Here is a 13,308-nt window from a genome sequence, read left to right as displayed (position 1 = left end):
CAGGCTGATCCCGTACGACGCGACCACGATCTTCGACGGATGGGGAGACGACATGTTCGGCAGGACGAGCCGCACCGACCGGCAGGACCTCGCCCACCAGGCCAGCCAGGCCCGCCAGGCCCGCGAGTCGCGGTACGAGGCGCTGCGGGCGGAACGCGCGGAATGGGTCGGCTGGCGAAGATGGCTGCTCTCCTGACCCCGGATGGCATGAGATGCCGCTGTCGGGACAATCTTCCTCAGTATGGAAATCGACTACGCGGCCATCGAGGCGGAGCGCGCGCGGATTCGCGAGCGCTACCTGGGCGAGCGCCGTGCCGCCAGCAGCGCGAGGGGCCTGCACCACTTCGCGCTGATCTCGTCTGACGTCGAGCGGACGATCCGCTTCTACCACGAGCTCCTCGAGTTCCCGTTGACCGAGATCTTCGAGAACCGCGACTACCGCGGGTCCAACCACTTCTTCTTCGACATCGGCAACGGCAACCTGCTGGCGTTCTTCGACCTCCCCGGCCTCGACCTGGAGCCGTACAAGGAGGTCCTCGGCGGGCTCCACCACATCGCGATCTCCGTGGAGCGGGCGACGTGGGAGCGCCTGCGCGGCAAGCTCGACGCCGCCGGTGTGCCGTACCAGGTGGAGAGCGGCAGTTCGATCTACTTCCAGGACCCGGACGGCGCCCGCCTGGAGCTGCTCGCCGACCCGCTCGGCGAGATGTACGGCACCCGCGTCATGTGACGCCGTCTCCCGCAGGCGGGAAGCGAGCGCCGCGGCCGGACGGGTCAGACCGGCCGCGGCGTCATACTGAACCCATGCGCCTCACAGACTTCTGGAACAAGATGCGCCGCCACTTCGGCGAGGCGTACGCGGAGTCGTGGGCGAAGGACTACGTCATCGCCGGGCTCGGCGGGCGCACGGTCGAGCAGGCCCTCGCGGAGGGCGTGGCGGCCAAGCAGGTCTGGCAGGCCGTCTGCCAGGAGGTCGACGTGGACCCCAGGCTGCGCTGACGCCCCCTCTTCCACCCTGCCGACAGTCCGCCGCAGCGGCGGCGCCGCCGTCTCACCGCGCCCGCAGGTGCCGCTCGGCGGTGGTCTGCGCCGACTCCACTCCGTGACCGCAGTGGTGTGATCCCGCCACGCGCCGAACCGGCACATCCATGACTCACTTCTTCCTTCGCCTACGACAACCACTTGAACGCCGGTTGAGTCCTTGCTAGCTTGTTGAGCGAATGAACACGGAGGAAGCTCATGAGCGGAGACCACTTCACTCCCGATGAGGCTCTGCAGGAGATCGGGCGTGTGGGCCGGCGGGTTCGGCATTCCTCGCGCGGGCCCGGACGGGCGTACCTGTTCGTGGGACTGGCCACGATGGTCTACTGGCCGGCGATCTTCCTCGGCGGCCATCCGTTGCCGTTGATCGCCGGGCTCGGGTGGGTCGTCGTGACGATCGCCCTGTGCGTGTACTGGGCCCGGCTGCGGGTTCACGACCGGCTGATGAAGCGGATCAACGGGCCGGTTTCGGCCGCGTACGTGGTGACGATGATGCTGCCGTTCGTCGTCGGCGTCTGGCTGCGGCCCGACCGGCCCGCGGCGGGCTGGACGGCGGCGTTCGTCGCGCTGTCGGTGCTCGCCGGGCTGCCCATGGTGTACGGCGGGCTCCGGGTGATGAGGAACCGATGACCGCCCACCCGCGCCACGAGCTCGACGAGATCATCCACGCGCCGGTGCGGCTGTCGATCATGGCGGCCCTGGCCGCGGCGGACAGGGCCGACTTCCGCTTCCTCCGCGACACCATCGAGGTCAGCGACTCGCTGCTCAGCAAGCACATCCTCACGCTCGAACAGGCCGGCTACGTCCGGGTGGAGAAGACCTTCGTCGGCAAGCGCGCACGCACCTGGCTCTCGCTGACCGATCAGGGGCGTATGGCCTTCGAGACATACATGGACGTTCTGCGACGAATTGTGGAGGCGACCCCCCATGCTTGAGATCGACGGCCTGCGTAAACGCTATGGAGACAAGACCGCCCTCGACGGGGTGGGCTTCACCGTACGGCCCGGCGAGATGTTCGGGTTCGTCGGCGCCAACGGCGCGGGCAAGACGACGACGATGCGGATCGTCATGGGCGTGCTCGACGCCGACTCCGGCGAGGTGCGCCTCGACGGGCGCCCGGTGACGTACGACGACCGCCGCACGTTCGGCTACATGCCGGAGGAGCGCGGCCTCTACCAGAAGATGAAGGTCGCCGAGCAGATCGAATACTTCGGCAGGCTCCACGGGCTCGCCCCCGCCGCCGCGCGCTCGGCCACCGCCGCGCTGATCGAACGGCTCGGCCTGGTCGAGCGGAGTGACGACGCCGTGGAGGCGCTGTCGCTCGGCAACCAGCAGCGGGTGCAGCTCGCCGTCGCGCTCGTCCACGAGCCGGCGGTCCTGATCCTCGACGAGCCGTTCTCGGGCCTCGACCCGCTGGCGGTCGACGCGCTCGCGGAGGTGCTCAAGGACCGCGCCGCCGCGGGCGTGCCGGTGATCTTCTCCAGCCACCAGCTCGACCTGGTCGAACAGCTCTGCGACTCGGTCGGCATCATCTCGGCGGGCCGCATGGTGGCGTACGGACCGGTCGGCGAGCTGCGCGAGCGGGAGGGCCGCGGGGTGCTGCGGGTCGTGGTCAGGAACGCCGCGCCCGGCTGGGCCGACGGCCTGCCCGGCGAGCTGACCCGTGAGGGCGACCGCGACGTCCTGCAGTGCGAGGAGGGCGACGACCAGGACATCCTGCGTACGGCGATCAGGGCGGGCAAGGTGGAGCACTTCGGCCGCAGGCAGCCGACGCTGGCCGAGATCTTCAGGGAGGCGGTGGCATGAACGGGCTGTGGCTGGTGGCCCAGCGGGAGATCCGCACGCGCGTCAGGACGAAGTCGTACCTGATCAGTCTGGCGGTCAGCGCGGTCCTGGTGGCCGCGCTGGCGTTCCTGCCGAAGGTCCTCGGCGGGGACGACACCTACGACGTGGGCGTCGTAGGCGACGCGCCCCCGCCCGCGGCTCAGCTCGCGTACTCCAGGTGGCCGGACGAGGCGGCCGCGAGGAAGGCCGTGATCGACGGCGACCTCGACGCGGCCCTGATCAACGGGGACAAGGTCCTCGCGAACGGCGAACTCGACCAGCGGCTGGGGCTGATCCTGGAGAGCGCCCACCGTGACCATCAGATCAAGGCGGCCGGCCTCACGATCACGCCGCTGACGGTGGAGTCGGTCGGCGTCGACGCCCGCTACCAGGGCGTGCGCACCGGCATCGCCACGCTGATCGTGATGGTGCTGTTCTTCCTGCTCATCTACTCCTCGATGTTCGTCGCCATGGGCGTGGTGGAGGAGAAGGGCAGCCGCATCGTGGAGATCCTGCTCACCTCGGTGCGTCCCTGGCAGCTCCTGGGCGGCAAGATCGTCGGGCTGGGTTCGCTGGGGCTGGTCAACCTCGTCGTGGTCATCGCCGCCGGTCTTTCGGCGTCGTTCGCGACCGGCTTCACGGCCGATCTGCCCCCCGGAATGGGGGGAATCGTGGTCAGCGCGGTCGTCTGGTTCGTGCTGGGCTACGCCTTCTTCTCGGCGCTCGCCGCCGCCTTCGGCTCCCTGGTGTCGCGGCAGGAGGAGCTCAACACCGTCCTGACGCCGATGACCATGCTCATGATGTTCACCTACCTGACGGCCTACTTCGCCGCCGTCGAGCCGACGGGCACGGTCGCGCGCGTGCTGTCGTTCGTGCCGCCGTTCTCCTCGATGGTCATGCCCGTGCGTACGGCGGCCGTCGACGTGCCGCTGGGGGAGATCCTCATCGCCGGAGCGCTCATGATCGTGGCCGTGGTGGCCGTCCTGCTGGGCGCGGCCCGCGTCTACCGGCGGGCGGTGCTCCGCACCGGCGCCCGGGTCAAGCTGGGCGAAGTCGTCCGCTGACGGCCGGGAGCGCCCGCTGGAGGGTCAGGGTTGCCGGGAGAGTGTCTGACTGATCAGTTCGGCCGCGCGGCCGGGGTCGTCGGCGCTCTCCTGGCCGCCCGGGGCCCACAGGAACATCCAGCCTTCCTTGGCGGGCGTCGCGAAGACGATCGTCTGCCTGCCGGTGTCCGGGTGCCAGACGGACAGGACGGGATCGTCCGTGCCGAGCAGTCGCGCGGTGAGACCGCGCTCGGGGAGTCGCGCCGCGAGCGCCTCAAGGTGGGCCAGGCGCTGTCCGCTGTAGTCGCCGGTGCCCGTCACGTGGCCCCTCCAGCGGGAGATCCAGCTTTGCTACAAGGATCGTCCCAGGTCAGCGCGCTGACAACCACGCTGGGGTAACGCCCGGGAATGTAACGGCGCGGTTGGGATGCCGTTCCCTCGCCGCGCACCGTGGCGGTTCGGGCATTGATCGAACAGCCGTTCGGCTATATTGGACTGGTCGCCGCCGGGGTGCGCGCCGTCACGGCGCCGGGGCGCGACAGGCTCCCGGCCCGCCTTTCGGGGCGGCGTGCGGGAAGCCCCGGAAAATGTCGGTGGCACCCCGTAGTTTTTCGGTGACCGAGTAGACGACCACCCTCCAGGGGGCACCCAATGGCAATCAACGACCGCGAGAAGGCCCTTGAGACCGCCCTCGCGCAAATCGAGCGGCAGTTCGGCAAGGGCAGCGTCATGCGTCTCGGAGACGACGCGCGTGCCCCGATCGAGGTCATCCCCACCGGTTCGATCGCTCTCGACGTCGCCCTCGGCATCGGCGGCTATCCCCGCGGCAGGATCGTCGAGGTGTACGGCCCCGAGTCCTCCGGTAAGACGACGGTCGCCCTGCACGCCGTGGCCAACGCCCAGAAGGGCGGCGGCATCGCCGCGTTCATCGACGCCGAGCACGCCCTCGACCCCGAGTACGCCAAGAAGCTGGGCGTCGACGTCGACGCGTTGCTCGTCTCCCAGCCGGACACCGGTGAGCAGGCGCTGGAGATCGCGGACATGCTGATCCGCTCCGGCGCCGTCGACATCATCGTGATCGACTCGGTCGCGGCCCTCGTGCCGAAGGCCGAGATCGAGGGCGAGATGGGCGACAGCCACGTCGGTCTCCAGGCCCGCCTCATGTCGCAGGCCCTGCGCAAGATCGCCGGCGCGCTGAACCAGACCCGGACCACCGCCATCTTCATCAACCAGCTCCGCGAGAAGATCGGCGTCATGTTCGGAAGCCCCGAGACCACCACGGGTGGCAAGGCGCTGAAGTTCTACGCGTCGGTGCGGCTGGACGCGCGCAGGATCGAGACGCTCAAGGACGGCACCGAGCCGGTCGGCAACCGGACCCGGGTGAAGGTCGTCAAGAACAAGATGGCCCCGCCCTTCCGCCAGGCCGACTTCGACATCCTGTACGGCATCGGCATCTCCCGCGAGGGCGGGCTGATCGACATGGGCGTCGAGCACGGGTTCGTGCGCAAGGCCGGCGCCTGGTACACGTACGAGGGCGACCAGCTCGGGCAGGGCAAGGAGAACGCCCGCAACTTCCTGAAGAACAACCCCGACATCGCCAACGAGATCGAGAAGAAGATCAAGGAGAAGCTCGGGGTCGGGCCGCGGCTCGACTCGCCGAGCGAGCCCGTCGCCGCTCCGGCGGCGCCGCCCGCCCCCACGTCCGGCCGGGGCAGCAAGGCGGCCAGCGCGCCCAAGCCGGGTGACGTCTGAGCGCAGGCATGAGGCGCGACGAGCCCCCCGGCCCGGACGACGGGATCGGGCCGGGGGACTGGAACTCGGGACCCTGGGGGCCGGTCGAGGAGCCGTCAGGGCCGGCTGAGGACGCGTCCGCGACGATCGCCGCCCTGCGTGCGGAGATCGCGCGTGCGGAGATCGGGCGCGCGGAGATCGGGCGGGCGGAGATCGGGCGCGCGGAGGCGAGTCAGGACGCCGGCGGGGCCGGACGGCGGCGTCGGGGACGTGGCGGTCGGCGAGGAGACCGGGCAGGCCTGGGAGACCGGGATGCGCTGGGAAACCGGGATGCGCTGGGAGACCGGGATGCGCTGACAGACTCGGAAGCGCAGGGAGACCCGGATGCGCTGACAGACTGGGGAGCGCTGACCGACCGGGGAGCCCGGCGAGGCAGGCGAGAGCGTAAGAGGTCCGGCGGGTGGCTTCCCGACGGCCCGCAGGAAGGCGCGGCGGCGAGCGACGGACCGCCGGCCGACCCCGAGGCGGTGGCCAGAGCCATCTGCCTGCGGCTGCTGACGATGGCGCCCAAGACCCGGGCCCAGCTCGCGGACGCCCTGCGCAAGCGGGAGGTGCCCGAGGAGGCGGCGAACGCCGTGCTGGAGCGGTTCTCCGAGGTCGGGCTCATCGACGACGAGGCGTTCGCCGCCGCGTGGGTGAGCTCCCGGCACACCGGTCGCGGGCTCGCCCGCCGCGCGCTCGCCCAGGAACTGCGGCAGCGCGGCGTGGCCGAGGAGACGGTCAAGGACGCCGTCGGGCGACTCGATCCGGACGAGGAGGCCGAGACCGCACGCAGGCTGGTGGATCGGAAGCTGGCCGCCACCCGCGGGGTGGAGCCGCAGGCGCGCATGCGAAGACTGGTCGGCATGCTGGCCCGCAAGGGCTACTCTCCAGGCCTGGCCTTCCGTGTGGTCCGAGAGGCGATCGAGGCCGAAGGCAGCCCGTCGGATGGGCTTCCGGATACCTTCGAGTGAGCCATAGCACCACGCAAAAGTCACTTGACAGGGCATCTTTGCTTGCTCGTTACCTCTCTGACGCTTAATCTCGACCGCAGTGAGGAGTTACTCCGCGCAGCGCGGATTGCCATAACGGTGTACCACGACGGACGAGAGACATTGACCGGCCTTCGGGCCATTTCGGTCGCCCCTCGGGGCGCCCGGGCATTGCGACGATATTTGTCCTGGTGACGCCACCGGGCGCTGCCGTGCTGCGCGTGTGACCCCTGCCAATAGTTGTCGTGAGGGGTGAGCGCGCATGGACACGATCGTGATCGTTCTTGCGGTTGCGGTAGTGCTGCTGGCTCTCGTGATGATCGCCGCCCTCGTCATAGTCATGCGCCGCACCGGCGCCGTCGCACCGTCCGGCCCCTCGTCCGAGCAACTCGCCGAGGTGAAGGCCGAGGTCAACGAGGAACTCGAACGGGCCAGACGCGAGGCCGAGGAGATCCGCACGAAGGCGGAGCATGACGCGGGGGAGATTCTCAAGAAGTCGGAGACACTCGCCGAGAGTGCCGCGCTGACGCGCAAGGAGGTCGAGGAGGAGGCGCGGATCCTCAAGACGGAGCTCAAGGAGCTGCGCTCTGACCTCGAACGCCGCGAGAACCGGCTGGCCGAGCGCGAGCAGCGGCTCGACGAGGAGGCGCGCAGGCAGGCCGAGCGGGCCCGCAAGCTGGCCGAGACCGAGACCGAGCTGGCCGACCGCCGCGAGGAGCTGGAGCGGGTGGCCGAGCGGCGACAGGAGATCCTGGAGCGGGTCGCCGGCCTGACGGCCGAGCAGGCCAAGGGGGAGCTGGTCAAGGAGATCGAGAACCAGGCCAAGCGCGAGGCCGCGCTGATCGTCCGGGAGATCGAGGGCGAGGCCCGGAAGGAGGGCGAGAAGCGCGCCTGCAAGATCGTGACGTTGGCCGTGCAGCGGGTCGCCACCGAGCAGACGGCCGAGTCTGTGGTGAGCGTCCTCCATCTGCCCGGCGACGAGATGAAGGGCCGCATCATCGGCCGCGAGGGCCGCAACATCAGGGCCTTCGAGTCCACCACCGGGGTCAACCTGATCATCGACGACACGCCGGAGGCGGTGCTGCTGTCGTGTTTCGACCCGGTCCGCCGGGAGACGGCCAGGCTGACGCTGGAGAAGCTCGTGCTCGACGGCCGGATCCACCCGCAGCGCATCGAGGAGGCGTACGAGCGGAGCAAGGCCGAGGTGCGAGACCTGTGCGTGCGGGCGGGAGAGGACGCGCTGGTCGAGCTGGGCATCACCGAGATGCACCCCGAGCTGGTCACCCTGCTGGGCCAGCTCCGCTACCGCACCTCCTATGGCCAGAACGTGCTCAAGCACCTGATCGAGTCGGCGCACATCGCCGGGATCATGGCCTCCGAGCTGCGGCTCGACCGTGACCTCGTCAAGCGCTGCGCGCTTCTGCACGACATCGGCAAGGCGCTCACCCACGAGGTCGAGGGCAGCCACGCGATGATCGGCGCGGAGATCGCCCGGCGGTACGGCGAGCACGAGGACGTCGTCCACGCCATCGAGGCGCACCACAACGAGGTGGAGGTCAGGACCGTCGAGGCGGTCCTCACCCAGGCCGCGGACGCGATCAGCGGCAGCCGCCCCGGCGCCCGGCGCGAGTCCCTGGAGGCGTACGTCAAGCGGCTGGAGCGCCTGGAGGAGATCGCCCAGTCGTACGACGGCGTGGACAAGGTCTTCGCCATGCAGGCGGGCCGGGAGATCCGGGTCATGGTCAGGCCCGAGAACGTGGACGACATCCAGGCACAGGTCATCGCCAGGGACGTCGCCAAGCAGGTCGAGGAGGAGCTGACCTACCCCGGCCAGATCCGGATCACCGTGGTCCGCGAGTCCCGCGCCACGGAATTCGCCCGGTAGAGCCTCGCCCGGTGAAGCACGGCCAAGGGCCCCCGCCCACTAATGGGCGGGGGCCCCGGTCGTGCGGGGGACGCCCCGGCGGGACGCCCCCTGATCAGGCGGCTAAGCCTTGAGGCTGAGCGCGTCGGCGAGGTCGTTGAGCGCCTTCGCCAGCGTCGCCTGCGCGCCGACGGAGGTGTCGAGCTGGTGGGAGACGGCCCGAAGCTGCGCCACGGCGGCGTTCTTCTGCGGCCCGTCGGTGAACCGCTCGGCCCGGTCGACGAACTTTCGCACGTTGTCGGCCGTGGCCTTCTTCATGGTGCCGGTGCGCAGCGCCTGCGCGTAGTAGGCGCGAACCAGCGGGAAGCTCGCCGGCCACGTCACCCGGGGCTGGTGCTGGCTGTTGAACCGGTCGAAGGTGGCCGTGGCCGCCGCGTCGATCTCGGCCTGGTCCAGGTGCTCGCTCGGAGTCAGCGTGAACGCGTCGAACCCGCGGGCGATCTCGCTGCCGTAGACATGGCCGTTGTAGTAGTACGCGGACCAGAAACCACCGAGGAGCAGAGAGGCCGCGCTGACCGGACCACGGTCGAAGTACGCGATCTCATGCGGGTTGGCCGAGTCGGTGAAGTCGAACACCGAGACGCCGCCCTGATACCAGGCCTGGACCATGATGTCCCGGCCGGGCACGGGAACGAGCGATCCGTTGTGCGCGACGCAGTTCTCCTGGTTCGTCTGCGGCACCGGCAGCTTGTAGTAGCTGCGGAACTTCAGCTTGCCGTCGACGATGTCGAAGATGGCGTCCGCGCCCCACGACGGTTCGTCGGTGACCCGGCAACGCGCCGCGCTGCCGCCGCCCCACTCGTCCGTGAAGACGACCTTGGTCCCGTCGTTGTTGAACGTGGCCGAGTGCCAGTACGCGAAGTTCGGGTCCGTCACCGCGTCGAGCCGCTTCGGGTTGGCCGGGTCGGAGATGTCGATCAGGAGTCCGTTGCCCGCGCACGCCCCGGCCGCGAGGCCGATCTCGGGGTAGGCCGTGATGTCGTGGCAGTGGGTGGTGACGGGCGACGGCGACCAGGCAGAGCCGGACGGGTGCCGCGGGGTCTGCGGGGTGTTCTGCAGACCGTTGATCGCCCCGGTCTCCGGGTCGGTGAACAGGCGCGGCGTGGAGACGATCGCCGCGTTCTGCGGCGCGGCCACCGGCACCTTGATTACCTCGATACGCCACTGGGACGTGTTCGGGTCGGTCGCCGCGGTGTTGGCGCAGCCCGCGAGCTCGGAACCCGAGCGGATGCTCGCCGTGCCCTGTACGTAGACGTACACGTTGTCCGGGTCGTTCTTGCCGGTGACCAGGGTGTGCGTGTGCGAGCCACGGCAGGTCTGGACGGCCGCCACCTGGACCGGCTTGCTGATGTTGCTGATGTCGAAGACCCGGACGCCGCGGAAGCGGTCCGGGTTCACGGTGCCGCTCGCGCCCTGCGTGCCGCAGTCGATCCGGCCCCGGGTCTCCTCCACCGACATGAACAGCAGGTTGCCGTACACGGACAGGTCGCCCTGGCCGCCCGGGCACACCACGGAGGTGGCCAGGACCGGGTTCGAGGGTGTCGAGACGTCGTAGATGTTGAAGCCGGTGTAGTTGCCGACGAACGCGTACTTGCCACTGAACGCCATGTCCGAGTTCGCGTACGACGAGTTGCCCGGGCTCGATGCCTGGTAGAAGCCCTCAGGCTTGTCCCGGTGAGCCAGGAGTTCCAGCCCCTGGCTCGCCTGCTGGGCATCCAGCCAACCGGCTCCAAGGCCGGCTCGAGGATCGCTGTCGTCCGCCATGGCCGTGGCGGGCATGAGGCCCACCAGGACCGCCCCTGCGGCGACGACTCCGATCTTCCTTAATCCAGCACGCCCCCAACGTGCTGCCGCACCGCTGATTCTCAAGGGTCGCACCCCTCCTTTTCTGGTCTTGCCGGCGTGACCCATTGCGCGTGCGACAGATCCCGGGGCCCGGCCCAGCTCCCAAAAGATCTACGCGGCGTTTGGGGGACACTAACTGAATCTGGGGTGAATGTGCTATACGCCTACACATCCTCCGGTTTGGCCGATATCCCCCCAACAGCCAAAGAAGCGAGTGCAGGCCATGATCTCCCCGACCTCGTTCCGGCAGCTTCTCGCGCTCGTGCTCGCCGCTGCCGCGATCAGCGCCTGTACGGCCGAGACCACCGAACCGGCCAAGATGAACGTCGTGCAGCCGGGCGCGCCGGGACAGGGCAGCAAGGTCCTGCCGGCCGGCGACGTGCCGAGCTCCGACGGCCGGGAGTACACCGACGCCGACGTGCGGTTCATGCAGGGGATGATCCGGCATCATTCCCAGGCCCTGCGCATGACCGCGCTCGTCGCCGGGCGCAGCGAGAGCGGGGACCTCCCGCGTTTCGCCAAGCGGATCGAGATCTCCCAGCAAGACGAGATCGACCTGATGGTGCGCTGGCTCAGGGCCCGGCTCCAGCAGGTGCCGAGCGTGGGTTCCGGCGCGGGGCACGACCACGGCGGCGGAGAGATCATGCCCGGCATGCTCAGCGAGGAGCAGTTCGCCGAACTAGAGCAGGCCAAGGGGGCGCCGTTCGACCGGCTCTTCTACGAATACATGATCCAGCACCACCTGGGAGCGCTGACCATGGTGGAGCGGCTCTTCGGAGACGGGGGAGGCGAGGAGTCAGAGATCAACCAGTTCGTCACCCATGTCGACGCGGACCAGCGCATCGAGATCGACCGGATGCGCACGCTTCTCGCCAAAGCGTGACCGACCTCGTTCACCGGAAGATCTGCAGGTAGAACGACAGCTCGGCGGCGAGGGCCGCCGCCTTGGTCTCCAGCCGCCGGAACCCGTGCGCCTCGCCCTCGAACGTCAGATAGGTGCAGGGCACGCCGCGCGCCATCAGGCGCTCGGCGAACGCCCGCGACTGGGCCGGCGGCACGACCGGGTCGGCGAGCCCCTGCATGAGCAGCATGGGACAGTTCACCTGGCCGGCTCGGGCCAGCGGCTCGCGCTCGCCGTACCGGTCCTCGGGACCGACCAGCCACTCCACGTAGCGCGACTCGAAGTCGTGGGTGGCCGCGACGAGGGGCCCGAGCGCGCTGACGCCCGCCACCGAGACGCCGCCCGCGAAGACGTCCGACGCGCCGCAGGCGGCCATGACCGTCCATCCGCCCGCGCTCGCCCCGCGTACGGCGATCCGGGCGGGGTCGGCGAGGCCCTCGGCGACCAGCCACTTCGCGGCGGCGACCACGTCCTCCACGTCGGTCACGCCCCACCGGCCGCGCAGGCGCTCCCGGTAGGCCCGGCCGTACCCGCTGGATCCGCCGTAGTTGACGTCGAGCACGCCGATGCCGCGGCTGGTGAAGAACGCCTTCTCCAGGCTGAGCTCGCTCGTCGCGTGCCCGGTCGGCCCGCCGTGGACGAAGACGACGTACGGCGCGCCGCCTTCGTCCGCCTGTTCCGGCGGATACAGGTACGCGTGGACGCGCATGCCTGGCCCGGCCCCCGATTCCACAGCCCCGGATTCCACGGCCCCGAACTCCACAACACGGGGCGCCGGGAGGACCCCGGCGGGAACGTCGGCGATCTCCCGTCGCAGTTCCTCGGCGCGAGCGGTGCGAGCGGCGTGACCGGCGTGACCGGCGCGACCGGCGGCGTCGATCCGGACGACCGAACGCGGTACGTCCGCCCCGTAGCCGAGTCCGACGAGCGCGTCGCCGTCCGCGTCCAGCACGGGCGCCCACCCCTGGAAGGGGACGTCGAGGTCGGTCAGGCTGCCCGTCTCCGGGTCGAGGACGCCCAGGCGCAGGTCGCCGCGCCCGTGCAGCACGGCGAGCCGCCCGTCGCCAAGCACGGCGTACGGCAGGCCGCCGAGCTGCCACAGAGGCCCGGCGAACTCCTCCTCCGCCGGGCAGAGGGCCTCGCGCGACGACCCTGACATGTCGGCCCGGTAGAGGTTCCACCAGCCGGACCGGTCGGAGACCGCGTACAGGCGCCGCTCGTCGCACCACAGCGGCGCGAGGACCGACTCGGCCGGCCCGCCCATCACCGTCCACGTGGCGCCGTCGGACAGCCGCGTGACCCGTAGCTCGGTGCCGGTCCAGGGCATCTGCGGGTGGTTCCAGCAGATGTAGGCGAGGTGCCGCCCGTCGGGGGACGGCGTGGGCGAGGCGTAGAAGTCGCTGCCGGTGACCAGTTCGGCGATCTCTCCGGTCCCGGTCAGCTCCACGGACACGATCGAACGGGTGACCTTGGCGTCCTGGTGATGGCGTTCCCGTACGCACCACACCCGCGGCCCGTCCGGGCCGTCCTGGACCCGCAGGTCGGCGTAGCGCAGCGCGCCCGGCTCGTCGGGCTCCGGCGTGACCGGGCGGGGCCGCTCCGCGCCCAAGCCCGGCTCGTCGCCGGCGCGGGGCCGGGCGAGATAGAGCCGCTGGTCGGCATGGTGCGCGAAGACGATCCCGTGGCCGGGGACGACGACATAGGACCGCCCGCCGTACTCGTGGACGCGCGTACGGGCGTCCCAGGGCGCGGGAAGCAGGTCGGTGAGGGCGCCGTCGGCGGCCCGGTGGACGACCGTACGGCGGCCGCCCTCGGCGGGGCGGTCCTCCTCCCACCACGTCTCCGGGCCCAGCACGGCGGGGAAGCCGAGCCGTAGACCGGCGCGTGCCACGTCGGTGGTGGAGATGGGCGACGGCCGTGGCGAGAACGGCCTCGGGCCAGGCGTGGGGGGCATGACCGCATCCTGCC

14 protein-coding genes are annotated in these 13,308 nt (G+C 70.3%); 11 read left to right on the top strand and 3 right to left on the bottom strand.

Features of this window, described 5'->3' with window-relative positions; all coding sequences use genetic code 11:
* The first annotated feature begins 52 nt into the window (after window positions 1-52).
* The 7 genes from ACQEVJ_RS33155 (at window position 53) to ACQEVJ_RS33125 (ending at window position 3,929) form a co-directional block, all read left to right on the top strand.
* On the top strand, window positions 53-196 hold the full coding sequence (locus ACQEVJ_RS33155; RefSeq protein ID WP_433107950.1) for a hypothetical protein: 144 nt from the start codon (window positions 53-55) through the stop codon (window positions 194-196).
* Between the two features lie 45 nt (window positions 197-241).
* Window positions 242-730 (top strand): VOC family protein, encoded by a 489-nt coding sequence (locus ACQEVJ_RS33150; RefSeq protein ID WP_204047141.1) that lies wholly within the window; start codon window positions 242-244, stop codon window positions 728-730.
* Between the two features lie 74 nt (window positions 731-804).
* Window positions 805-999: a DUF3046 domain-containing protein gene (locus ACQEVJ_RS33145; protein ID WP_433107948.1), complete on the top strand. Its 195-nt coding sequence runs from the start codon at window positions 805-807 to the stop codon at window positions 997-999.
* A gap of 240 nt (window positions 1,000-1,239) precedes the next feature.
* Window positions 1,240-1,671, top strand: a complete 432-nt coding sequence (locus ACQEVJ_RS33140; protein ID WP_433107946.1) for a hypothetical protein — start codon at window positions 1,240-1,242, stop codon at window positions 1,669-1,671.
* Window positions 1,668-1,976 carry a winged helix-turn-helix domain-containing protein gene (locus tag ACQEVJ_RS33135; protein WP_433107944.1) on the top strand — a complete coding sequence of 103 codons (309 nt, stop codon included), beginning with the start codon at window positions 1,668-1,670 and terminating at the stop codon, window positions 1,974-1,976. The genes ACQEVJ_RS33140 and ACQEVJ_RS33135 overlap by 4 nt, the downstream gene beginning before the upstream one ends.
* On the top strand, window positions 1,969-2,847 hold the full coding sequence (locus tag ACQEVJ_RS33130) for an ABC transporter ATP-binding protein (RefSeq protein ID WP_433107942.1): 879 nt from the start codon (window positions 1,969-1,971) through the stop codon (window positions 2,845-2,847). Before ACQEVJ_RS33135 ends, ACQEVJ_RS33130 begins: the two co-directional genes overlap by 8 nt.
* Complete coding sequence (locus tag ACQEVJ_RS33125) at window positions 2,844-3,929, top strand: ABC transporter permease (protein ID WP_433107940.1); 1,086 nt, start codon at window positions 2,844-2,846, stop codon at window positions 3,927-3,929. Before ACQEVJ_RS33130 ends, ACQEVJ_RS33125 begins: the two co-directional genes overlap by 4 nt.
* Before the next feature lie 24 nt (window positions 3,930-3,953).
* Here the strand turns inward: ACQEVJ_RS33125 and ACQEVJ_RS33120 are convergent, their stop codons facing one another.
* Complete coding sequence (locus ACQEVJ_RS33120) at window positions 3,954-4,229, bottom strand: hypothetical protein (protein ID WP_433107938.1); 276 nt, start codon at window positions 4,227-4,229, stop codon at window positions 3,954-3,956.
* Between the two features lie 330 nt (window positions 4,230-4,559).
* Here ACQEVJ_RS33120 and recA point away from each other — a divergent pair, with 330 nt between their 5' ends.
* The 3 genes from recA to rny all read left to right on the top strand — a co-directional run bounded on the left by recA (window position 4,560) and on the right by rny (window position 8,555).
* Entirely contained in the window at window positions 4,560-5,660 is a 1,101-nt protein-coding gene (gene recA, locus ACQEVJ_RS33115; protein WP_433107936.1) for a recombinase RecA, read from the top strand.
* A 386-nt stretch (window positions 5,661-6,046) separates the two neighbouring features.
* Window positions 6,047-6,652, top strand: a complete 606-nt coding sequence (recX, locus tag ACQEVJ_RS33110) for a recombination regulator RecX (protein WP_433113114.1) — start codon at window positions 6,047-6,049, stop codon at window positions 6,650-6,652.
* Between the two features lie 280 nt (window positions 6,653-6,932).
* Window positions 6,933-8,555, top strand: coding sequence for a ribonuclease Y (gene rny / locus ACQEVJ_RS33105; protein WP_433107934.1), 1,623 nt, complete (start codon window positions 6,933-6,935; stop codon window positions 8,553-8,555).
* Window positions 8,556-8,657: 102 nt separating this feature from the next.
* Here the strand turns inward: rny and ACQEVJ_RS33100 are convergent, their stop codons facing one another.
* A complete protein-coding gene (locus ACQEVJ_RS33100) occupies window positions 8,658-10,373 on the bottom strand; it encodes an LVIVD repeat-containing protein (protein ID WP_433107932.1) in 1,716 nt (571 codons plus the stop codon).
* A gap of 289 nt (window positions 10,374-10,662) precedes the next feature.
* Here ACQEVJ_RS33100 and ACQEVJ_RS33095 point away from each other — a divergent pair, with 289 nt between their 5' ends.
* The gene (locus ACQEVJ_RS33095) at window positions 10,663-11,322 is read left to right on the top strand and encodes a DUF305 domain-containing protein (protein ID WP_433107930.1); all 660 of its coding nucleotides are present in this window, start codon (window positions 10,663-10,665) and stop codon (window positions 11,320-11,322) included.
* Between the two features lie 10 nt (window positions 11,323-11,332).
* Here ACQEVJ_RS33095 and ACQEVJ_RS33090 read toward each other — a convergent pair whose 3' ends face one another.
* Window positions 11,333-13,294 (bottom strand): S9 family peptidase, encoded by a 1,962-nt coding sequence (locus tag ACQEVJ_RS33090; RefSeq protein ID WP_433107928.1) that lies wholly within the window; start codon window positions 13,292-13,294, stop codon window positions 11,333-11,335.
* Window positions 13,295-13,308: the final 14 nt, after the last annotated feature.

Origin of the sequence: Microbispora sp. CA-102843 (assembly GCF_050936215.1) — a bacterium.
Lineage (GTDB): Bacteria > Actinomycetota > Actinomycetes > Streptosporangiales > Streptosporangiaceae > Microbispora.
The sequence above is the reverse complement of the archived record's forward strand: the minus strand, read 5'-3'. Positions and strand labels throughout refer to the sequence as shown.